At 61.6% G+C, this 22,155-nt stretch carries 20 protein-coding genes (1 of these 20 cut by a window edge); 1 reads left to right on the top strand and 19 read right to left on the bottom strand.

What is annotated here, in order from left to right:
* The 19 genes from ACIOVF_RS03975 to rpsB form a co-directional block, all read right to left on the bottom strand.
* Nucleotides 1-75, bottom strand: partial view of a CTP synthase gene (locus ACIOVF_RS03975; protein ID WP_401287716.1) — the 5' portion only. 1,509 nt of this gene lie to the left of the window's left edge; only the first 75 of its 1,584 coding nucleotides appear in the window; the start codon lies at nucleotides 73-75; its stop codon lies off the left edge, out of view.
* A 271-nt stretch (nucleotides 76-346) separates the two neighbouring features.
* Complete coding sequence (gene tilS, locus ACIOVF_RS03970; protein ID WP_401287713.1) at nucleotides 347-1,642, bottom strand: tRNA lysidine(34) synthetase TilS; 1,296 nt, start codon at nucleotides 1,640-1,642, stop codon at nucleotides 347-349.
* Nucleotides 1,643-1,748: 106 nt separating this feature from the next.
* A complete protein-coding gene (locus tag ACIOVF_RS03965) occupies nucleotides 1,749-2,696 on the bottom strand; it encodes an acetyl-CoA carboxylase carboxyltransferase subunit alpha (RefSeq protein ID WP_045193615.1) in 948 nt (315 codons plus the stop codon).
* A gap of 98 nt (nucleotides 2,697-2,794) precedes the next feature.
* Complete coding sequence (gene dnaE, locus ACIOVF_RS03960; protein ID WP_045193616.1) at nucleotides 2,795-6,316, bottom strand: DNA polymerase III subunit alpha; 3,522 nt, start codon at nucleotides 6,314-6,316, stop codon at nucleotides 2,795-2,797.
* Between the two features lie 108 nt (nucleotides 6,317-6,424).
* Nucleotides 6,425-7,054: a ribonuclease HII gene (gene rnhB, locus ACIOVF_RS03955; RefSeq protein ID WP_401287708.1), complete on the bottom strand. Its 630-nt coding sequence runs from the start codon at nucleotides 7,052-7,054 to the stop codon at nucleotides 6,425-6,427.
* On the bottom strand, nucleotides 7,055-8,182 hold the full coding sequence (gene lpxB / locus ACIOVF_RS03950; protein WP_093386671.1) for a lipid-A-disaccharide synthase: 1,128 nt from the start codon (nucleotides 8,180-8,182) through the stop codon (nucleotides 7,055-7,057). It abuts the gene before it with no gap.
* 1 nt (nucleotide 8,183) lies between these two features.
* Nucleotides 8,184-8,960, bottom strand: a complete 777-nt coding sequence (gene lpxA, locus ACIOVF_RS03945; RefSeq protein ID WP_401287705.1) for an acyl-ACP--UDP-N-acetylglucosamine O-acyltransferase — start codon at nucleotides 8,958-8,960, stop codon at nucleotides 8,184-8,186.
* Complete coding sequence (fabZ, locus tag ACIOVF_RS03940) at nucleotides 8,957-9,397, bottom strand: 3-hydroxyacyl-ACP dehydratase FabZ (protein ID WP_010224833.1); 441 nt, start codon at nucleotides 9,395-9,397, stop codon at nucleotides 8,957-8,959. Before fabZ ends, lpxA begins: the two co-directional genes overlap by 4 nt.
* A 110-nt stretch (nucleotides 9,398-9,507) precedes the next feature.
* Entirely contained in the window at nucleotides 9,508-10,563 is a 1,056-nt protein-coding gene (gene lpxD, locus ACIOVF_RS03935) for a UDP-3-O-(3-hydroxymyristoyl)glucosamine N-acyltransferase (RefSeq protein ID WP_401287702.1), read from the bottom strand.
* A 2-nt stretch (nucleotides 10,564-10,565) separates the two neighbouring features.
* Nucleotides 10,566-11,069 (bottom strand): OmpH family outer membrane protein, encoded by a 504-nt coding sequence (locus tag ACIOVF_RS03930; RefSeq protein WP_038996736.1) that lies wholly within the window; start codon nucleotides 11,067-11,069, stop codon nucleotides 10,566-10,568.
* A gap of 44 nt (nucleotides 11,070-11,113) precedes the next feature.
* The gene (gene bamA, locus ACIOVF_RS03925) at nucleotides 11,114-13,474 is read right to left on the bottom strand and encodes an outer membrane protein assembly factor BamA (RefSeq protein ID WP_045193621.1); all 2,361 of its coding nucleotides are present in this window, start codon (nucleotides 13,472-13,474) and stop codon (nucleotides 11,114-11,116) included.
* Between the two features lie 74 nt (nucleotides 13,475-13,548).
* Nucleotides 13,549-14,901, bottom strand: a complete 1,353-nt coding sequence (gene rseP, locus ACIOVF_RS03920) for an RIP metalloprotease RseP (RefSeq protein ID WP_195885827.1) — start codon at nucleotides 14,899-14,901, stop codon at nucleotides 13,549-13,551.
* A gap of 57 nt (nucleotides 14,902-14,958) precedes the next feature.
* The gene (gene ispC / locus ACIOVF_RS03915) at nucleotides 14,959-16,149 is read right to left on the bottom strand and encodes a 1-deoxy-D-xylulose-5-phosphate reductoisomerase (protein ID WP_093386673.1); all 1,191 of its coding nucleotides are present in this window, start codon (nucleotides 16,147-16,149) and stop codon (nucleotides 14,959-14,961) included.
* Nucleotides 16,146-16,961: a phosphatidate cytidylyltransferase gene (locus tag ACIOVF_RS03910; protein WP_045193625.1), complete on the bottom strand. Its 816-nt coding sequence runs from the start codon at nucleotides 16,959-16,961 to the stop codon at nucleotides 16,146-16,148. Before ACIOVF_RS03910 ends, ispC begins: the two co-directional genes overlap by 4 nt.
* Nucleotides 16,961-17,716: a polyprenyl diphosphate synthase gene (gene uppS / locus ACIOVF_RS03905; protein WP_010224846.1), complete on the bottom strand. Its 756-nt coding sequence runs from the start codon at nucleotides 17,714-17,716 to the stop codon at nucleotides 16,961-16,963. Before uppS ends, ACIOVF_RS03910 begins: the two co-directional genes overlap by 1 nt.
* A gap of 18 nt (nucleotides 17,717-17,734) precedes the next feature.
* Nucleotides 17,735-18,292 carry a ribosome recycling factor gene (gene frr / locus ACIOVF_RS03900; RefSeq protein WP_045193626.1) on the bottom strand — a complete coding sequence of 186 codons (558 nt, stop codon included), beginning with the start codon at nucleotides 18,290-18,292 and terminating at the stop codon, nucleotides 17,735-17,737.
* On the bottom strand, nucleotides 18,289-19,032 hold the full coding sequence (gene pyrH / locus ACIOVF_RS03895; protein ID WP_010224848.1) for a UMP kinase: 744 nt from the start codon (nucleotides 19,030-19,032) through the stop codon (nucleotides 18,289-18,291). The genes frr and pyrH overlap by 4 nt, the downstream gene beginning before the upstream one ends.
* Nucleotides 19,033-19,214: 182 nt before the next feature.
* On the bottom strand, nucleotides 19,215-20,078 hold the full coding sequence (gene tsf / locus ACIOVF_RS03890; protein WP_045193627.1) for a translation elongation factor Ts: 864 nt from the start codon (nucleotides 20,076-20,078) through the stop codon (nucleotides 19,215-19,217).
* Between the two features lie 192 nt (nucleotides 20,079-20,270).
* Nucleotides 20,271-21,011 (bottom strand): 30S ribosomal protein S2, encoded by a 741-nt coding sequence (gene rpsB / locus ACIOVF_RS03885; protein ID WP_045193628.1) that lies wholly within the window; start codon nucleotides 21,009-21,011, stop codon nucleotides 20,271-20,273.
* A gap of 344 nt (nucleotides 21,012-21,355) precedes the next feature.
* Here rpsB and map point away from each other — a divergent pair, with 344 nt between their 5' ends.
* Nucleotides 21,356-22,138: a type I methionyl aminopeptidase gene (map, locus tag ACIOVF_RS03880; RefSeq protein WP_093386675.1), complete on the top strand. Its 783-nt coding sequence runs from the start codon at nucleotides 21,356-21,358 to the stop codon at nucleotides 22,136-22,138.
* The last annotated feature ends 17 nt before the right edge of the window (nucleotides 22,139-22,155 follow it).

Raw genomic sequence — 22,155 nt, 5'->3', positions numbered from 1 at the left:
CGCCAATGAAGCCGAGGCAATGCCTTTCCCCAATGAAGAAACAACACCGCCCGTGACGAATATGTAGCGCGTCATGAAAAACCCTAGAAGTCTGCGTTAAAGCGGTCAGTGCCGCCGGGGAAAGCGAAGGAAGGCCGAAGCCCCCGATCACCTGCGTCAATCACAGTGCATCTTAAAAAACTGCCGCGTCTGGTCACACCGGGGGTTGGATACCCGGTTAGGAGCTCGCTAAACATTTTTAGAATCGCCCAGCAAAAAACTGCTTGGTAATCGGCAACTGCTGTGATTTCGGGGAAGCCACAGAAGCTGTATCAAGAAGGGAGCGTAGTCTACCCGAATGTGCCTTTCATCTCAAACCTTGCTCGCTCGTCGGCGCATGCCAATGCAATTGCCAGTCGCCCTGGCTCAGCCCCGGCAGGTTAGCGACCGCCAGCAATTGCCCGGCGCAATACAGCAACGGCAGGCGCGAACGGGCGAATGACGGCAGTTGCGCCTCGTTGAGCAGGCGCTTCAAGTCGCGCTGGCCGCGGCCGGCAATTGCCAGGGTTTCGCCGCCCTGGCGGTAGGCAATGTGCAAGGGGCCCTGCGGCAACGTGCCGCTGAGGCTGACACTGCCGTTGTGGCTCAAGGTCAGTGCTTTGTGCGGGTCAGCCCAGACCTGCCGGCCACCTGCAGGCATCAACCAGTCACCGGCCAGCCACCAGATACGGCCAGCGGCGCGGTGCAATTGGCCGTCGGTCAGTTGCCACAGTGGCCGTCCGTCGGATGCCGCATCGCGCAGGGCCTCCCAGCCTGCCCAGTGGCGGCTGTCGGGCAAGCGCGTGCGCGGCGCCAGCCAATATTGCAGGGCGTTGCGCTGGCGCGCCGGGGATAACTCGCGCAGCACCTCGAGGTCGAGCGAGTCCAGGCCAAGCCAGTCGAACGCTGCCGGGGTCGCGGCCCGGGCTAGGTGGTCCTGCGCCAGTTCATCGAGCAGGCCCTGGGCTTCGCTCAAGTGCTCGGCGCTGCGCGCGAGGTTTTGCGCGGCCTGCGGCCAGCGCTGCAGCAGTGCCGGGAACACCTGGTGGCGCAGGTAGTTGCGCGAGAATTGCGTATCGGTGTTGGACGGGTCTTCGATCCAGCTCAACTGCTGAGCCTTGGCGTACGCCTGCAGGTCGTTACGCGAAACACCCAGCAACGGCCGCAGCAACATGCCCTGCCCTAGCGGCCGCTGCCCGGGCATGGCGCCCAGGCCGCGCAGGCCGGCGCCGCGCAACAGGCGAAACAGCAAGGTTTCGGCCTGGTCTTCGCGGTGCTGGCCGGTCAACAGGATTTCGCCAGGATGCAAGGCAGCGGTAAAGGCGGCGTAACGCGCGTCACGGGCGCCCTGCTCAATGCTGGCACCAGGGGCGACCTTGACGCGAATGATCTGCAGTTCAACGCCCAGGGCGTCGCACAGGCGCTGACAATGCGCCGGCCAGGCGTCGGCCGCAGCCTGCAGGCCGTGGTGGATGTGAATCGCGCGGATGGGCGGTATTGGCTGCTGGCGGGACAGGCTTGCCAGCAGGTGCAGGAGGACACTGGAATCCAGGCCGCCGGAGAGGGCGATGCACCAGGAGGGGGCGGTGAGCCAGGGGGACAGCTTGGTGTGAAGATCAATCATCAGCGTCGACCCGGTTGCGAGCGCTTTGCGCTCGATCGCGGGTCAAGCCCGCTCCCACAGTTTGCCTGGAGCCCTGTGGGAGCGGGCTTGACCCGCGATTGTCAGATCAGAGCCCGTAGCTCATCAGACGGTCATAGCGGCGCTTGAGCAGCGCGTCGTTGTCGAACTTCTTGAGCATGTCCAGTTGCTCGATCAGCTCGCCGCGAACGGTGGCGGACATTTTTGCCGGATCACGGTGCGCGCCGCCCAGGGGCTCGGCGATAACCTTGTCGACGATGCCCAGGCCTTTCAGGCGCTCGGCGGTGATGCCCATGGCTTCGGCTGCGTCGGAGGCCTTTTCGGCGGTCTTCCACAGGATCGAGGCGCAACCTTCCGGCGAGATCACCGAGTAGGTCGAATACTGCAGCATGTTCAGCTGGTCGCAGACACCGATGGCCAGTGCACCGCCGGAACCACCTTCACCGATTACGGTGGCGATGATCGGGGTTTTCAGGCGGGCCATGACCCGCAGGTTCCAGGCAATGGCTTCGCTCTGGTTGCGCTCTTCGGCGTCGATGCCAGGGTAAGCGCCCGGGGTGTCGATGAAGGTCAGGATCGGCATCTTGAAACGCTCGGCCATTTCCATCAGGCGGCAAGCCTTGCGGTAGCCTTCAGGACGCGGCATGCCGAAGTTGCGGCGAACCTTTTCGCGCACTTCGCGGCCTTTCTGATGACCGATGACCATCACCGGCTTGTCGTCCAGGCGGGCGATACCACCGACAATCGCGGCGTCGTCGGAGAAGTGACGGTCACCGTGCAGCTCGTCGAACTCGGTGAAGATGTGCTCGATGTAGTCCAGGGTGTACGGACGGCGCGGGTGACGGGCCAGGCGGGCGATCTGCCAGCTGGTCAGGTTGCCGAAAATGCTTTCGGTCAGGGTGCTGCTCTTGTCTTGCAGACGGGCGATCTCATCGCCGATGTTCAGCGAGTTGTCATTGCCAACCAGGCGCAGCTCTTCGATCTTGGCTTGCAGGTCAGCAATCGGCTGTTCGAAATCCAGAAAATTCGGGTTCATAGGCATCCGTCTTGGGTCTACGGCCAGGCGGCCGGCCGGTTGATCCGTTTGGCGCCCTACCTTAAGGGATCAGGCGCATTCAGGTCGAGATTAAAAATTCATCGATATTGCAAAAAGACGTTCTCACGTCCGAACTGGTCACGCAGGGCCTGAATCAAGCCATCGGCCGGGTCGATGCGCCAGCTTTCGCCGAACTGCAGCATGGCCTTGGCATCGCTGCCGGTGTATTCCATGGTGATCGGGCAGGCGCCGCGATGGCGCTTGAACAGCTCGCCCAGCCAGTTCAGCCGGTCGCCCTTGAGGGCATCGGCGTGCACTTTAAGGCGCAGGCTTTCGGCCAGGTTGGTGCGGGCATCTTCCATGCTCATCACGCGCTTGACCCGCAGGCGCAGGCCGCCGGAGAAGTCATCGTTGCTGACCTCGCCTTCAACCACCACCATAGCATCGGTCTGCAGCAGCGCCTGGTTGGCCATGAAGGCATCGGCAAACAGCGAGGCCTCGATGCGCCCGGAGCGGTCGTCGAGGGTGACAAAGCCCATCTTGTCGCCCTTCTTGTTCTTCATCACACGCAGGGCAATGATCATCCCGGCGACGGTCTGGGTGTCGCGCGCAGGCTTGAGGTCAATGATGCGCTGGCGGGCAAAACGGCGGATCTCGCCTTCGTACTCGTCGATCGGGTGACCGGTCAGGTACAGGCCCAGGGTGTCTTTTTCACCACGCAGGCGCTCCTTGAGGGTCAGCTCGCGGGCCTTGCGGTGGTTGGCATAAACGTCGGCATCCTCTTCGACAAACAGCCCGCCGAACAGGTCGGCGTGGCCACTGTCGGCGGTGCGCGCGGTCTGCTCGGCCGCCTTGATCGCCTCTTCCATCGCCGCCAGCAGCACTGCACGGTTGCGGTCGATGTTGGCCTGGTAGGCCTTGAGCTCGTCATGGAAGTACGGGCCCAGGCGGTCCAGCGCGCCACTGCGGATCAAGGCATCGAGGGTGCGCTTGTTGATGCGCTTGAGGTCGACCCGCTCGCAGAAGTCGAACAGGTCCTTGAACGGGCCGCCGGCGCGGGCTTCGACGATGGCCTCGACCGGCCCCTCGCCCACGCCCTTGATCGCCCCCAGGCCATAGACGATGCGGCCATCGTCGTTGACCGTGAACTTGAAGTCGGAGGTGTTCACGTCCGGCGCATCGAGGCGCAGCTTCATGCTGCGCACTTCCTCGATCAAGGTCACGACCTTGTCGGTGTTGTGCATATCCGCCGACAGCACCGCGGCCATGAACGGCGCCGGGTAGTGGGTCTTGAGCCAGGCAGTCTGGTACGAGACCAGGCCGTAGGCGGCGGAGTGGGATTTGTTGAAGCCGTAGCCGGCGAATTTCTCTACCAGGTCGAAGATGTTGCCGGCGAGGTCCGGATCAATGTTGTTGCTGGCGCAACCTTCAATGAAACCGCCGCGCTGCTTGGCCATTTCCTCGGGCTTTTTCTTACCCATGGCCCGGCGCAGCATGTCCGCACCACCGAGGGTGTAACCGGCCATGACCTGGGCAATCTGCATCACCTGTTCCTGGTACAGGATGATGCCGTAGGTCGGTGCCAGAACGGGTTTCAGGCCTTCGTACTGGTAATCGGAGTGCGGGTAGGCAAGTTCCGCGCGACCGTGCTTGCGGTTGATGAAGTCGTCAACCATGCCCGATTGCAGCGGGCCGGGACGGAACAGCGCCACCAGTGCGATGAGGTCTTCCAGGCAGTCGGGCTTGAGCTTCTTGATCAGCTCCTTCATGCCCCGCGATTCAAGCTGGAACACCGCCGTGGTTTCGGCCTTTTGCAGCAGGTCGTAGGTCTTCTTGTCATCCAGCGGGATGAAGTCGATGTTCAGGTCATCCAGGCCTTTCTTGGCCTGTTCGCGGTTGATGGTTTCCATCGCCCACTTGATGATCGTCAGGGTACGCAGGCCGAGGAAGTCGAACTTCACCAGGCCTGCGGCCTCGACGTCATCCTTGTCGAACTGGGTGACCAGGCCGCCGCCCTCTTCATCACAGGCAATCGGCGAGAAATCGGTAAGCTTGGTCGGCGCGATAACCACGCCACCGGCGTGTTTACCGGTACCCCGGCAGACGCCCTCGAGCTTGAGGGCCATGTCCCAGATTTCCTTGGCGTCTTCATCGCTCTTGAGGAAATCGCGCAGGATCTCTTCCTGCTCGTAGGCTTTTTCCAGGGTCATGCCGACTTCGAAGGGGATCATCTTCGACAGGCGGTCAGCCAGGCCGTAGGACTTGCCCTGGACCCGCGCCACGTCGCGCACCACCGCCTTGGCCGCCATGGTGCCGAAGGTGATGATCTGGCTCACGGCATTGCGCCCGTAGGCGTCAGCCACGTATTCGATTACCCGGTCGCGGCCATCCATGCAGAAGTCGACGTCGAAGTCGGGCATCGATACCCGTTCCGGGTTGAGGAAACGTTCGAACAGCAGGTCATAGGCCAGCGGGTCGAGGTCGGTAATCTTCAGTACGTAGGCTACCAGCGAACCGGCACCCGAACCCCGGCCCGGGCCAACCGGCACGCCGTTGTTCTTGGCCCACTTGATGAAGTCCATAACGATCAGGAAGTAACCGGGGAAGCCCATCTGGATGATGATATCCAGCTCGAACTTCAGCCGGTCCAGATAGACCTGGCGCTTCTCTTGGTAATTCGGCGTGGTCTCTTTCGGCCACAACACCGCCAGACGCTCTTCCAGGCCCTCGTGGGAAACGTGACGCAGGTAGTCGTCGATACCCATGCCGTTGGGCGTCGGAAAGTCCGGCAGGAAGTGCTTGCCCAACTGCACCTGGATGTTGCAGCGCTTGGCGATCTCGACGGTGTTGGCAATCGCTTCGGGCAGGTCGCTGAACAGCTCGGCCATTTCTTCCGGGCTTTTCAGGTATTGCTGGTCGCTGTAGTTGCGCGAGCGGCGCGGGTCATCCAGCGCCCGGCCTTCACCGATGCACACGCGGGTTTCGTGGGCGTCGTAGTCGGACTGCTTGATAAAGCGCACATCGTTGGTGGCTACCAGCGGCGCGTCCAGCTTGTCGGCCAGGGCCACGGCGGCGTGCAGGTATTCTTCGTCACCGGCGCGGTTGGTGCGCTGCACTTCGACGTAGAAGCGCTCCGGGAACATCTGCATCCAGTCGCGCAGCAAGGCTTCGGCTTCGTCCGGGTTGCCATTGAGCAAGGCCATGCCGATGTCGCCTTCCTTGGCCGCGGACAGGGCGATCACGCCCTCGCTGGCTTCGGCGATCCACTGGCGCTCAATGATCACCAGGCCATTGCGCTGACCATCGACCCAGCCACGGGAAATCAACTCGGTGAGGTTGCGGTAGCCCTTGGCATCCATGGCCAGCAGGCAGATGCGCGACAGCGGCGCATCCGGGTCGCTATTGGCCAGCCACAGGTCGGCGCCGCAGATCGGCTTGATCCCGGCGCCCATGGCGTTCTTGTAGAACTTGACCAGCGAGCACATGTTGCTCTGGTCGGTAACCGCGACCGCCGGCATGTTCATCGCCGCCAATGCCTTGGCCAGCGGCTTGATCCGCACCAGGCCATCGACCAGCGAGTATTCGGTGTGCAGGCGAAGATGAACGAAAGAAGCCGACATGATGATCCTATAGCAGCACAAAACAACAAGGCCCGGATTGTACCGGGCCTTGATCAAAACAACAGCCAGTGCGGGGCGATCCTGACTACTGACGCCTGCCGCGCCCGGTCAGACCTCGGCAAATCCGCTGCTGATGGCGTCGCGGGCTTCGTAGGCGGCGCGTACCGGTGCGAACGAGCGCCGGTGAATCGGCGTCGGCCCCAGGCGCGCCAGGGCTTCGAGGTGCACCGGCGTCGGGTAGCCCTTGTGCCCGCCAATGCCGTAGCCGGGGTAGATCAGCTCGAACGCCGCCATCTCGCGGTCACGGGTGACCTTGGCCAGGATCGATGCCGCGGCAATCGCCGGCACCTGGCTATCGCCCTTGACCACCGGCGCCGCCGGTACCGACAGCTGCGGGCAGCGATTACCATCGATCAGCGCCAGTTTCGGGGTGATGCTCAGGCCTTCGACGGCACGCTGCATGGCCAGCATGGTGGCGTGAAGGATGTTGAGCTGGTCGATTTCCTCGACCTCGGCGCGGGCGATGCAGAAGCTCAGGGCCTTCTCACAAATTTCGTCAAAAAGCTTTTCACGCTTGGCTTCGGTGAGCTTCTTCGAGTCGTTGAGCCCCAGAATCGGCCGCTGCGGGTCGAGAATCACCGCCGCCGTCACCACTGCGCCGCACAGCGGGCCACGGCCCACTTCGTCGACACCGGCGACCAGGTCCTCGACCAGGTTGAAGTCCAATCCCATTTGCATCTATCGGTTTTCCAGCAGGGCCAGCACCGCGTCAGCTGCCTGGTTCGAGGCATCGCGGCGCAGGGTACGGTGAATCTGGTCAAAGCCTTCGGTCTGCTGCACACCGCCGTGCACCAGTGGCGCCAGGGTCTGGGCCAGGGCCTCAGCAGTGGCAGCTTCCTGCAGCAACTCGGGCACCAGCATGCGCTGGGCCAGCAGGTTGGGCAGCGACACGTAGGGGCTTTTTACCAGGCGTTTCAAAATCCAGTAGGTCAGCGGCGCCAAGCGGTAGGCAACCACCATCGGCCGCTTGAACAGCAGCGCTTCGAGGGTGGCGGTGCCGGAGGCGATCAGCACCGCGTCGCAGGCGGCCAGGGCCTGGTGCGAGCGACCGTCGAGCAGGGTCACCGGCAGGTCGCGGCCCTGGAGCATCTGCTCAAGCTGGGCACGGCGCTCGGCATTGGCACACGGGGATATAAAACGTACCCCCGGCACCAGCTCGCGCAAACGCTGGGCGGTATCAAGGAACAGCGCCCCCAGGCGCCCTACTTCACCGCCACGGCTGCCGGGCATCAGGGCAACCAGCGGCCCGTCGGCCAGGCCCAGCTGTTCACGGGCACCAGCCCGATCGGCGTCCAGCGGAATGCTGTCGGCCAACGGGTGGCCGACGAAGCGCACCGGCACGCCCTTCTCTTCATAGAATTTGGCTTCGAACGGAAACAGCGTGAGCATCAGGTCGCAACCTTCGCGAATCTTCAGCACGCGCTTCTGCCGCCAGGCCCAGACCGACGGGCTGACGTAATGCACGGTCTTGATCCCGGCCTTGCGCAGGTTCAGTTCGATGTTGAGGGTAAAATCCGGGGCATCGATGCCGATGAACACATCCGGGCGCTCGGCGATCAGGGTCTGGATCAGCTCCTTGCGGCGCTTGAGCAGCTCGCGCAGGCGCCCTAGCACCTCGACCAGGCCCATCACCGCCAGGCGTTCCATGGGGAAGTACGAAGTCAGGCCTTCAGCCTGCATCAACGGCCCACCCACGCCAATGAAGCGTACCTGCGGATGACGCGCCTTGAGCGCGCGCATCAACCCGGCGCCGAGAATATCGCCGCTGGCCTCACCTGCCACCAGCGCTACACAAAGCTCGGCCATGTCAGCGGGTGATGCCGCGGGTGGAGTTCTGGATCGACTTGAGGAACACGTCGACTTCAGGGAACTGGCTAGCCGGCTCGGCCAGCTCGGCAATCGCCTGCTCGACGGTCAGGCCCTGGCGGTAGACCACCTTGTAGGCGCGGCGCAGGGCGTGAATGGCGTCTTCGCTGAAACCACGACGGCGCATGCCCTCAAAGTTCATGCTGCGCGCTTCGGCCGGGTTGCCGAACACGGTGACGTAGGCCGGCACATCCTTGCCGATCGCCGTACCCATGCCGGAAAAGCTGTGGGCGCCGATGTGGCAGAACTGATGCACCAGGGTGAACCCGGAAAGGATCGCCCAGTCATCGACATGCACATGGCCAGCCAGCGCGGTGTTGTTGACCAGGATGCAGTGGTTGCCGATGACGCTGTCGTGACCGATGTGGGCATAGGCCATGATCAGGTTGTGATCACCCAGGGTGGTTTCCGAGCGGTCCTGCACGGTGCCACGGTGGATGGTCACGCCTTCGCGGATCACATTGTGATCACCGATCACCAGGCGCGTGGCTTCACCCTTGTACTTGAGGTCAGGGGTGTCTTCGCCTACCGAAGAAAACTGGTAGATGCGGTTGTGCCGACCGATGCGGGTCGGCCCTTTGAGAATCACGTGCGGACCGATCACGGTCCCCTCGCCGATCTCGACCCCGGCACCGATGATCGACCAAGGGCCTACCTCGACACCGTCGGCGAGCTTCGCCGATGGATCGATGATTGCCCGAGGGTCAATCAAACTCATAGTTTGCGTTCCGCGCAGATGATCTCGGCCGAGCATACCGGCTTGCCGTCAACCGACGCCTGGCACTCGAACTTCCAGATCTGGCGCTTGCAGCTGATGAACTTGGCCTCGAGGATCAGCTGGTCACCCGGCAGCACCGGCTGACGGAAGCGCAGCTTGTCGGAACCGACGAAGTAGTACAGGGTACCGTCCGCAGGTTTGACGTCGAGCATCTTGAAGCCGAGGATACCGGCCGCCTGGGCCATGGCTTCGATGATCAGCACGCCCGGCATGATCGGGTGCGCCGGGAAGTGACCATTGAAGAAAGGTTCGTTGATGCTGACATTCTTGTAGGCACGAATGCGCTGGGCCTCGACGTCCAGTTCCACCACCCGGTCCACCAGCAGGAACGGGTAACGGTGAGGCAGGTATTCGCGAATCTCGTTGATGTCCATCATTTCGGGGGGAAGCCTGTAGTAAAGATAGGGAGCGCCGGTTTTCACACGGCGCTCCTTTAGCAAATCAAAGAGTCAGTCTAGGGCTGTTCGCTCTTGATCAGGAAATGGTATCAGCCTTCTGATGAAGCTTTATCGCCAGAGGTCACGGCGGCGAGACGCTTTTCCAGTTGTTGAAGGCGTTTTGACATCTCATCCAGCTGGCGAATTCGCGCGGCGCTTTTGCGCCACTCGGCCAGCGGCTGCATCGCCGTACCGGAAGAATAAGCGCCTGGCTCGGTAATCGAGCGCGTCACCATGGTCATCCCGGATACGAAAACGTTGTCGCAGACATCGATGTGTCCAACCATGCCGACACCGCCGGCAATGGTGCAATGCTTGCCGATCTTGGTGCTGCCGGAAATCCCGACACACGCCGCCATCGCCGTATGATCGCCGATCTGCACGTTATGGGCGATCTGGATCTGGTTGTCGAGCTTGACCCCGTCACCGATGCGGGTGTCGGCCAGTGCACCGCGGTCGACCGCAGTGTTGACGCCGATCTCGACATCATCGCCGATGCTCACGCCGCCGATCTGGGCGATCTTCTGCCACACGCCCTTCTCGTTGGCAAAGCCGAAGCCTTCGCCGCCGATCACTGCGCCTGACTGAATGACCACACGCTTGCCGATACGCACGTCGTGGTACAGGGTCACCCGCGGGGCCAGCCAGCCGCCCTCACCGATCACGCAGCGCGCGCCGATGAAGCACTGGGCACCGATAGTCACACCCGGGCCGATCTGCGCACCGCTCTCGATCACCGCGCAGGCACCAATGCTGGCGCTGGCATCGACCTGGGCATCGGCGGCAACCACGGCGCTGGGATGAATTCCCGCTACAGCCCTGGGCTTTGGATCGAACAGGTGGGAGATGCGCGCGTAGGCGAGGTACGGGTCGGGAACGATCAGGGCGTTGCCGGCAAAACCTTCGGCGTCGGCCGGCTTGAGCAGGATCGCCGCCGCCTGGGTTTCACCCAGGTACTTGCGGTACTGTGGGTTGGCGAGGAAGCTCAACTGCCCAGACCCAGCTTCCTGAAGGGTTGCCAGGCCAGTGATTTCCAGCTCCTCGGGGCCACTCAGGGTGGCTCCGAGGAACTCGGCCAGCTGACCGAGTTTCATGGTCACGGTCATGATCAACGGGACTGGTTCATGCGCTCGATGACCTGGCGGGTGATGTCGTACTGAGGTTTGACATCAATGACCGCGCCACGCTCGAGAACCAGGTCGAAACCGCCTTTCTTGATCACTTCTTCAACTGCGCCATCCAGCTTGGGCTTCAGTTGTTTGAGCATTTCGCGGTCGGCCACGGCCTTGGACTCGTTCAGCTCCTTGGACTGGAACTGGAAATCACGGGCCTTTTGCTTGTATTCAAGCTCCAGGCGCTCGCGCTCTGGCTGGGCCATCTTGTCGCCACCGGCACGGATGCGGTCGGCAATGCCCTTGGCGCTGCTTTCCAGGTTCTTCAGCTTGGTCAGCTGCGGGCCGAATTTCTTCTCGGCATCGACGGCGTACTTCTTCGCCGCGTCCGATTCGAGCAGGGCCATTTGATAGTTCAGCACAGCAACCTTCATTTCGGCGAAAGCCGGGGTTGCGATCAGGGTCGCAGCCAGTACTGCCAGTTGAGTCAACTTACGCACGATGCACTCCTACAGAATCCGTTGTCGTTAGCAAGGGGCAGACCTTAGAAGGTCTGGCCCAGAGAGAATTGGAACACCTGGGTATCGGCTTCGTCCGGCTTCTTCACCGGCATTGCCAGGCTGAAGCTCAACGGACCGAGTGCGGTAATCCAGGTCACGCCCAGGCCGACGGAGCTGGCCAGGCCCGACAGGCCGACCTTCTCGCAGTCCGGCTTGGAACCGCAGTTGGTGTCGAAAACGTTACCCACATCCCAGAAGACCGAGGTGCGCAGCGAGCGTTGGTCCTTGACGAACGGCAGCGGGAACAGCAGCTCTACACCACCCTGGACGAGAACGTTACCACCAAATGGCAGCGGGTCCTGATCCGGGTCGGCGATGGTGCCCTGGTTACCGGTGACATCCGCGCCACGGCTCGGGGTACTGCGTGGACCGAGACTGCTGTCCTTGAAGCCACGAACCGAGTTGAAACCACCGGCGTAGTAGTTCTCGTAGAACGGCAGGCCCGAGGTACCGCCGAAACCGTCACCATAGCCCAGTTCGGTGTGCAGGCGCAGGGTGTAGTCATTATTGATCGGCTTGAACAGCTGGCCACGGTAATCCAGCTTGAAGAACGACAGGTCGCTACCCGGGGTAGTGGCTTCCAGCACCAGGCTTTGCGAGTGACCGCGAGTAGCCAGTACGCCCTTGTTCAGGGTCGACTCGGACCAACCGGCCGAGGCCTTGAAGTTCAGGTACTTGTCGCCTTCTTCGTTAACGAACTTGAAGATCTCGTCAACGGTGTACTTACCGGTCTTGATCTCGTCCTGCTGTACGGTCAGGCCGAAGGTCAGGCGCGAGGTTTCGCTGATCGGGTAACCGACGCTGACACCGGCACCCAGGCTGTCGACCGCATAGCTGGCCACGTCGACGTCGAGGTCATCGTAGTCGGTGGTGCGATAGAAGGCGTTGTAGCCCAGGCTGACGCCGTCGGCAGTCCAGTAGGGGTCGACATAGCCGAAGTTGTAACGGCTCTGGTATTCACTGCGGGTCAGGCCCAGGGAAACCTTGTTACCGGTACCGAGGAAGTTGTTCTGGCTGATCGAACCACCGAGGATCAGACCTGCGCTCTGGGCGAAACCGACGCTGGCGGTGATCGAACCGGAGGCTTGCTCTTCAACGCTGTAGTTGACGTCGACCTGGTCGTCGGTGCCCGGAACGGCCGGGGTCTCGACGTTGACTTCCTTGAAGAAGCCCAGGCGCTCCAGACGGGTCTTGGACTGGTCGATCAGGTAGGTCGACGCCCAGCCGCCTTCCATCTGGCGCATCTCACGGCGCAGCACTTCGTCCTCGGACTTGGTGTTGCCACGGAAGTTGATGCGGTTGACGTAGGCACGCTTGCCCGGGTCGACCACAAACATGATGTCGACGGTGTGGTCTTCATCGTGCGGCTGCGGCACGCCGTTGACGTTGGCGAAGGTGTAGCCCTCGTTACCCAGGCGGCGGGTGATCAGCTCGGAGGTGGTGGTCATCACCTTGCGCGAGAATACCTGGCCAGGCTGTACCAGCAGCAGCGACTTGACCTGGTCTTCAGGCACCTTGAGGTCGCCGGAAAGCTTGACGTCACGAACGGTGTACTTCTCGCCTTCGTTGACGTTGACGGTGATGTAGACGTGCTTCTTGTCCGGGGTGATCGACACCTGGGTGGAAGCGATGTCCATGTTGATGTAGCCGCGGTCCAGGTAGTAGGAACGCAGACGCTCCAGGTCACCGGAGAGTTTTTCGCGGGCGTACTTGTCATCGTTCTTGAAGAACGACAGCCAGTTGGTGGTCTTGAGCTCGAACAGGCCGATCAGGTCTTCATCGGCGAAGACGGTGTTGCCGACCACGTTGATGTGCTGGATGGCAGCAACGGTGCCTTCGTTGATCTTGATCTTCAGGCCCACGCGGTTGCGCGGCTGCGGCACCACTTCGGTGTCGACCTCGGCCGAGTAGCGGCCCTGGGCAACGTACTGGCGTTGCAGTTCGTTGCGCACGCCTTCAAGGGTGGCACGCTGGAAGATCTCGCCTTCGGACAGACCGGACTGCTTCAGACCCTTCATCAGGTCTTCAGTGCTGATCGCCTTGTTGCCTTCGATCTCGATGCTCGACACCGAAGGACGCTCGACCACGGTAATGATCAGGACGTTGCCGTCCCGGCTCAGTTGGATGTCCTGGAAGAAACCGGTCTTGAACAGGGACCGGGTGGATTCCACCAGGCGCCGGTCATCGGCCTCATCGCCGACGTTCAATGGCAAGGCACCAAAAACGCTGCCCGCGGAAACCCGCTGCAGACCATTGACACGAATATCGGAGATGGTGAAGGACTCGGCGTGAACTTCAGCGATCATCAGTACGGCGAGAACCGCAGTTAGCAGCAGACGTTTCATGAAGTCCTTTCTTATTCCAACTGGCAATAAACGACCCGCCGCGGGACGCGGCAGGTTCGCAATTGAGCGAAGCTTTACAGTCGACCCAAATCGTTGATCAGGGCAAGCAACATCACCCCGACTACCAAACTGATACCGATCTGGATCCCCCAACCTTGCACCCGATCCGAGAGCGGACGACCACGCGCCCACTCGATCAGGTAGAACAGCAAATGCCCCCCATCCAGTACAGGAATGGGCAGCAAATTAAGAACCCCCAGGCTAATGCTCAGGTAGGCGAGGAAATTCAGGAAATCTCCAACGCCGGACTGGGCCGAAGCGCCCGCCACTTTAGCAATGGTTATCGGTCCGCTCAAGTTTTTTACCGAGAGCTCGCCGAACAGCATTTTCTTCAGCGATTCGAGGGTCAGCACGCTCATGTTCCAGGTGCGTGAAAGCCCCTCCCCCACAGCCTCGAGCGGCCCATAGCTGACCTCGCGAAGCATGGCATCCGGCCACTTCACCGCCTTGACCCCCGCCCCGAGGTACCCCGTGGCCGATTGGCCTTCGCCACGGCTGGCCAGGGTTACCGGCAGCTCCAGCGGCGCGCCGTCACGCTCGATGCGCAGGACAATCTTGCTGCCGGCGCGGCCACGCACGGTATCAACCACTTGTTGCCAGTCGTTCAGCACCTGGCCATCGAGGGCCAGCAGACGGTCGCCGGTTTTCAGCCCGGCGGCCTGCGCCGGGCCCTTGGGGTCGAGTTCAGCCAGCACTGGCGGCAACGCCGGGCGCCACAGGCGCAGGCCCAGGGAGCGGATCGGGTCGGGCTCGTCGGCGCCCTTGAGCCAGTTGTTCAGGGTCAGCACGTGGGGGCTGTCGACGCTCGCACCCTCTTCCCGCACGCTGATGTGCAACTGGCCACTCTCGCCCAGGCGACGGATCAGTTGCAGGTTGACCGCAGCCCAGCCACTGGTCGGTTTGCCATCAATGGAAACAATTTCCTGGCCTGCCTTGAGCCCGGCCACCTCGGCAATACTCCCGGCCTCGACCGCACCAATGACCGGGCGCTCCTGCTGGGTGCCAACCATGGCCAGGATCCAGAAGAAGAAAATCGCCAACAGAAAGTTGGCCACCGGGCCCGCCGCCACAATTGCGATACGCTGACGCACCGACTTGCGATTGAACGACTGCTCGACCTGGTCGCGTGGCACTTCGCCTTCGCGCTCATCGAGCATTTTCACGTAGCCGCCCAGCGGGATCGCCGCAACCACGAACTCGGTGCCATGGCGGTCGTGCCAGCGCAACAGCGGCATGCCAAAACCCACGGAGAAACGCAAAACCTTGACGCCGCAACGCCGGGCCACCCAGAAGTGACCGAATTCGTGAAAGGTGACCAGCACACCCAATGCCACCAGGGTGCCGATAATCATGTAGAGCGCACTCATGTCTCTCTCCGAATGACGTTCAGCGGCACCGGGCCTGACGCATTACTGCGCCAGACCTCAGCGGCCGTGATGAGCCAACCATTGTCCGGCCAGTTGCCGCGCGCGCTGATCGGCGGCAAACACCGCATCGAGCGACTCGACCGCAACCACCGGCTCCTGATCGAGCACTTGTTCGATCATACTCGCGATCTCGGGGAAGCGGATGCGCCGCTGGAGAAATGCCTCCACCGCCACTTCATTGGCCGCGTTGAGCATCGCCGGCGCACTGTTGCCTGCCTCCGCCGCCTCGCGGGCCAGGCGCAAGCACGGGAAACGCTGCTCGTCCGGGGCCTTGAAGTCCAGGCGGGCAACCGCGAACAGGTCCAGTGGTGCCACCCCCGAATCGATCCGCTCCGGCCAGGCCAGGGCATTGGCGATCGGCGTGCGCATGTCCGGGTTGCCCAACTGGGCCAGCACCGACCCATCGACATAATCGACCAGCGAGTGGATCACACTTTGCGGGTGCACCACCACCTCGACCTGGCCGGGCCGGGCATCGAACAGCCAGCAAGCCTCGATCAACTCCAGGCCCTTGTTCATCATGCTTGCCGAGTCGACCGAAATCTTGCGGCCCATCGACCAGTTCGGGTGGGCACAGGCCTGCTCGGGGCTGACATCCATGAGCTCGGCCATCGGCGTTTCACGAAACGGCCCACCGGAGGCGGTCAACAGTATACGGCGCACGCCTACCTGGGCCAGGCCGCGGGAATAATCACCCGGCAGGCACTGGAAGATCGCGTTGTGCTCACTGTCGATCGGCAGCAGTACAGCGCCACTGCGCCGCACTGCCTGCATGAACAAGGCGCCGGACATCACCAGCGCTTCCTTGTTGGCCAGCAGCACCTTCTTGCCCGCCTCGACCGCCGCCAGGGTCGGACGCAGGCCGGCGGCGCCGACAATCGCCGCCATCACGGCATCGACCTCGGCAGCCGCAGCCACCTGGCACAAGCCCTGCTCGCCGACCAGCACCTCGGTGCTCGAACCTGCAGTTGCCAGACCTTCACGCAGTTGCTGTGCAGCCTCGGCCGAAGGCACCACGGCAAATACCGGGGTGTGACGCAGGCACAGGGCCAGCAACTCCTGCAAGCGCGAATAGCCGCTCAGGGCAAACACCTGGTAACGATCCGGGTGACGGGCAATCACATCGAGGGTGCTAAGACCAATGGAGCCGGTCGCACCCAGTACGGTAATACGCTGCACGCCGCTCACATCACGCCCCAATTGGCTGCCCAGAGCAGCACCGCAAACACCGGGATCGCCGCAGTGAGGCTGTCGATACGGTCCAGCACACCGCCGTGACCGGGCAGCAGGTTGCTGCTGTCCTTGATCCCGGAGCGGCGCTTGAACATGCTTTCGGTCAGGTCACCCACCACCGATACCAGCACCACCACGCCTGCGCCCAACAAGCCCAGCAACAGCTCGCCGATGCTCCAGTCACGGTAGATACCCACCGCCGCGGTAATCACCAGGCTCAGGGCCAGGCCGCCATAGACGCCTTCCCAGCTCTTGCCCGGGCTGACCTGCGGGGCCAGCTTGCGCTTGCCGAAGGCACGGCCGGAGAAATACGCACCGATATCCGCCCCCCAGACCAGCACCATGACCGCCATGATCAGCCAGTTGCCCAGCGGCCATTGCTTGAGCAACACCAGGCCTTGCCAGGCCGGCAGCAGGATAAGCAAACCGATCAGCAAGCGGCAGGCCACGCTGGCCCACAGCTCGCTGCTGCGCGGGTAGGTCAATACCAGCCAGGTCGCCAGGCCCCACCACAACACCGACGCGCCCAATACCCAGGGCGCCAGTTCCGGCATCAGGTAGAGCAGCATCAGCAGCCCTGCAACTACAGCCGCGTACGCCACCCGCAGGGCCTGGCCGACCAGGCCGGCCAGGCGCGCCCATTCCCAGGCGCCAAGGGTCACCACCACGCCGATGAACAGGGCAAAGTCGCCGCCGTTCAGCAGGAAGAAGCCACACAGGGCGATCGGCAACAGGATCAGCGCAGTAATGATGCGTTGTTTAAGCATTAAGCACGGGCTCCAGCTTCGACCTGCTCGCTGGTTTTCCCGAAGCGGCGCTGGCGCGAAGCGAAATCGGCCAGCGCAGTACGCATGGCCTCGTGTTTGAAGTCCGGCCAGAACAGGTCGGAAAAGTACAACTCGGCATAGGCCAGCTGCCACAGCAAGAAATTGCTGATGCGGTGCTCACCACCGGTACGGATGCACAGGTCGGGCAGCGGCAGGTCGCCTGTCGCCAGGCAGGTCTGCAGCAGCTCGGGGGTGATGTCGTCCGGGCGCAGGTGACCGGCCTGGACTTCCCGCGCCAGGCGCTGGGCGGCCTGGGCGATATCCCACTGACCACCGTAGTTGGCGGCGATCTGCAGGATGAATCGATTGGCGCCGGCGGTCGCCGCTTCGGCCTCACGCATGGCAGCCTGCAGCTCAGGGTGAAAGCGCGAGCGGTCACCGATGATGCGCAGGCTGATATTGTTGTCGTTGAGGCGCTTGGCTTCCCGGCGCAAGGCCGAGAAGAACAACTCCATCAACGCTCCGACCTCTTCGGCCGGGCGCTGCCAGTTCTCGCTGGAAAAGGCGAACAGGGTCAGCACCTCGACCTTGGCCTCGGCGCACACCTCGATGACCGCGCGCACCGCATCGACACCGGCCTTGTGCCCGGCGACACCGGGCAACAGGCGCTTCTTCGCCCAGCGATTATTCCCATCCATGATGATCGCGACATGGCGCGGCACCGATGGGGACACACCTTGCTTGGTCTTTTCCATTAAAAAAAGTCCCGACCCTTAAACGGCCATCAGGTCCTTTTCTTTCTCTTCGGTGGCCTTGGTGATCTGGGCCTCGGTATCTTTCGTCAGCTTGTCGATATCAGCGATGGCGCGACGTTCTTCGTCTTCGCTGATTTCCTTGTCTTTGACCAGCTTCTTCAGTTCACCCAGAGCATCGCGGCGAATGTTGCGCACAGCCACGCGAGCGTCTTCGGCCGCACTGCGCGCCTGCTTGGTGAAGCCCTTGCGGGTTTCTTCAGTCAGGGCTGGCATGGTGATCAGCAGCAACTCACCCAGGTTGGTCGGGTTGAGGTTCAAACCGGCGCTCTGGATGGCCTTGTCAACGGCAGCGAGCATGTTGCGCTCGAAAGCCACGACCTGCAGGGTGCGCGAATCTTTAACGGTGACGTTGGCGACGCCGCTGATCGGGGTGTCGGTACCGTAGTAAGGCACCATCACGCTTGCCAGGATGCTTGGGTGTGCCTTGCCGGTGCGAATCTGGCCAAACGCATAAGCCAGAGACTCCAGGGATTTCTGCATACGCGCTTGAGCGTCTTTCTTGATTTCGTTGATCATTTTTGAACTTCCTCGATCAGAGTTCCTTCAGCGCCGCCATGCACGATGTTCAGCAGGGCGCCGGGCTTGTTCATGTTGAAGACGCGCAGCGGCATCTTGTGATCGCGGCAAAGGCAGATTGCCGTCAGGTCCATCACGCCCAGCTTGCGATCCAGCACTTCATCGTAGGTCAGATGATCGAACTTCTCGGCATGCGGGTCTTTGAATGGATCTGCAGTGTATACACCATCGACCTTGGTTGCCTTCAATACCACGTCGGCATCGATTTCGATGGCGCGCAGGCAAGCGGCGGAGTCGGTGGTGAAGAACGGGTTGCCGGTACCGGCAGCGAAGATGACCACTTCTTTGGAGTTCAGGTGGCGCATGGCTTTGCGACGATCATAGTGATCGGTAACGCCAACCATGGAGATGGCCGACATGACGATCGCGGTAATGTTGGCGCGCTCAAGCGCATCGCGCATGGCCAGGCCATTCATCACGGTCGCCAGCATGCCCATGTGGTCGCCAGTGACGCGGTCCATGCCGGCTGCACTGAGCGCCGCACCACGGAACAGGTTGCCACCACCGATCACCAAACCTACCTGAACACCGATGCCGACCAACTGGCCGACTTCCAGCGCCATGCGATCCAGGACCTTGGGGTCGATCCCGAACTCTTCCGAGCCCATCAGGGCCTCGCCGCTAAGCTTGAGTAGAATGCGTTTATAGCGAGCTTGATAACCACTGCCCTGCTGAGCCATTGCGAATCTCTCCTGCGGCGTTTGTAAAAAAATCTGGCGGGCTGTTTTCAGCCTGCGCGTAACTCTAGCGTGGCGCAGCTACTGCGCCAGCGAAAGGCGGTCTCGTAAACCGCTCCCGCTTTGACAAAGAGGCTGCGCGCGTGAGCGGGCAGCCTCTTCGGGGCGACAGAGGTGAATCTGTCTTATTGCTTGGCAGCAGCCAGCTGGGCAGCAACTTCTTCAGCGAAGTTGTCGACCGGCTTCTCGATGCCTTCGCCTACTTTGAAGTAGGTGAACGAAACGATTTCAGCACCGGCTTTCTTGGCCAGCTCGCCGACCTTGACTTCCGGGTTCATGACGAAGGCTTGCTCGACCAGCGAAGCTTCGGCCAGGAACTTCTTGATGCGACCGTCGATCATGTTGGCGACGATGTTCTCAGGCTTGCCCTTCATCTTCTCTTCGTTCAGCTGCATGAATACAGCCTTCTCGCGCTCGATTGCTTCAGCGGAGACTTCCGAAGGATTCAGGAACTCTGGGTTGCTGGCAGCCACGTGCATGGCGATTTCTTTGGCCAGCTGGACGTCGCCGCCCTTCAGGACAACAGCAACACCGATCTTGTTACCGTGCAGGTAGGTACCGACAACGTCACCTTCAACGCGCACCAGGCGACGGATGTTGACGTTCTCACCAACCTTGGCAACCAGCGCTTCACGAGCAGCTTCACGCGAAGCGATCAGCGGAGCGGCGTCGGTCAGTTTTTCAGCGAAAGCCTGTTCAACGCTTTCAGCGACGAAGTTTTTGAAGTCGTCTTGCAGGGCCAGGAAGTCGGTCTGCGAGTTCACTTCCAGCAGGACGGCGGACTTGTCGTCGGCCTTGATGGCGATAGCGCCTTCAGCAGCAACGTTGCCAGCCTTTTTGGCGGCCTTGATGGCGCCCGAAGCACGCATGTCGTCGATGGCTTTTTCGATGTCGCCGCCGGCCTTGGTCAGGGCCTTCTTGCAGTCCATCATGCCTTCGCCGGTACGCTCGCGCAGTTCTTTGACCAGCGCTGCAGTAATCTCTGCCATTTCAAAATCCTCTTGGATAGGTTTTCAACCATTCCACCCGATACTGACGGGCGTTCAATTCTGTAAATCCACTTGCCAGCACTCATGCAGTAACAAGGTTGCAACGGCGATGCTGACAGGAGGATTTCAAGGTGGCAAAAAGGGGGCAAAGCCCCCTTTTCGCGTGCCGAGTAGACGCTAAGCGTCAGTTACTCAGGCTTCGGCAGCCGGTGCTGCTGCTTCTTCGGCGTACACTTCGGTACCGCCAGCAACGTTGTTGCGGCCACGGATCACGGCGTCAGCCATCGAACCCATGTACAGCTGGATAGCGCGGATGGCGTCATCGTTACCTGGGATGATGTAGTCAACGCCTTCTGGGCTGGAGTTGGTATCGACAACGCCGATGACCGGGATGCCCAGCTTGTTGGCTTCGGTGATAGCGATGCGCTCGTGGTCAACGTCGATCACGAACAGGGCATCAGGCAGGCCGCCCATGTCCTTGATACCGCCCAGGCTGCGATCCAGTTTTTCCAGATCACGGGAGCGCATCAGGGCTTCTTTCTTGGTCAGCTTGGCGAAAGTGCCGTCTTCGGCCTGGGTTTCCAGGTCGCGCAGACGCTTGATCGAAGCGCGGATGGTCTTGTAGTTGGTCAGCATGCCGCCCAACCAGCGGTGATCGACGTACGGCGAACCGCAACGTGCTGCTTCTTCAGCAACGATCTTGCCAGCGGAACGCTTGGTGCCAACGAACAGAATCTTGTTTTTGCCCTGGGCCAGACGCTCGACGAAAGTCAGTGCGTCGTTGAACATTGGCAGGGTTTTTTCAAGGTTGATGATGTGGATCTTGTTGCGCGCGCCGAAAATGTACTTGCCCATTTTCGGGTTCCAGTAACGGGTTTGGTGACCGAAGTGCACACCGGCCTTCAGCATATCGCGCATGTTGACTTGGGACATGATAGTTCCTTGATAAGTCGGGTTGGGCCTCCACGTATCCCAATGACCAACCCGTGATCCGCAGATCAAAGGCACCCAGGTCATCGTGTCGACACGTGTGTGGGTTTAGTGCTTCCGGAGCTATCCCCGGAAAGCGGCGCATTTTATACCACACAAGCTCGCCGAGCGAAACCCGAATTACCATAGAACGTCACCGGCTTTTGCACACACCGCCCATTAGCGCCAGAATGGCCCCTATATAAAGGCTGTATCAGCGCCATAGCCGCCTGAATCGGGCTTCGCTCTGTTAGAATCCGGCCTTTCCCCAGATTATTCGCGCCTTGCTGCGCCGTAGAGAGCCTGTAATGACCGTTACCATCAAAACCGCCGAAGACATCGAAAAGATGCGCATCGCCGGCCGCCTGGCCGCCGAAGTCCTGGAGATGATCGAAGAGCACGTCAAGCCCGGTGTCACCACCGAGGAGCTCGACCGCCTGTGCCACGACTACATCGTCAACGTCCAGCAGGCTATCCCGGCGCCGCTCAACTACAAAGGCTTCCCCAAGTCGATCTGCACCTCGGTCAACCACGTGGTCTGCCACGGCATCCCCGGTGACAAGCCGCTCAAGGATGGCGACACCCTGAACATCGACGTCACGGTGATCAAGGACGGCTACCACGGCGACACCAGCCGCATGTTCCACGTCGGCAACGTGCCCGTCTGGGCCGAACGCCTCTCGCAGATCACCCAGGAATGCATGTACAAGGCCATCGAGCTGGTCAAGCCGGGCTGCCGCCTGGGCGACATCGGCGAAGTAATCCAGAAGCACGCTGAAAAGAACGGTTTCTCGGTGGTCCGCGAATTCTGCGGCCACGGCATCGGCAAGGTGTTCCACGAAGAGCCGCAGATCCTGCACTATGGCCGCGCCGGCACCGGCATGGAACTGAAAGAAGGCATGACTTTCACCATCGAGCCGATGATCAACCAGGGCAAGGCCGACACCAAGGTGCTGGGCGACGGCTGGACCGCCATCACCAAGGACCGCAAGCTCTCGGCCCAATGGGAACACACCCTGGTGGTGACCGCGACCGGTTACGAGATCTTCACCCTGCGCAAAGACGACACCATTCCTCGCACATCGGCCTGATTCTTACAGGAAAGCCT

Origin of the sequence: Pseudomonas sp. NPDC087612, from assembly GCF_044743505.1 — a bacterium.
Classification (GTDB): Bacteria; Pseudomonadota; Gammaproteobacteria; order Pseudomonadales; family Pseudomonadaceae; genus Aquipseudomonas.
Note: the sequence above shows the minus strand (reverse complement) of the source record. Positions and strands in the feature narration are given on the sequence as shown.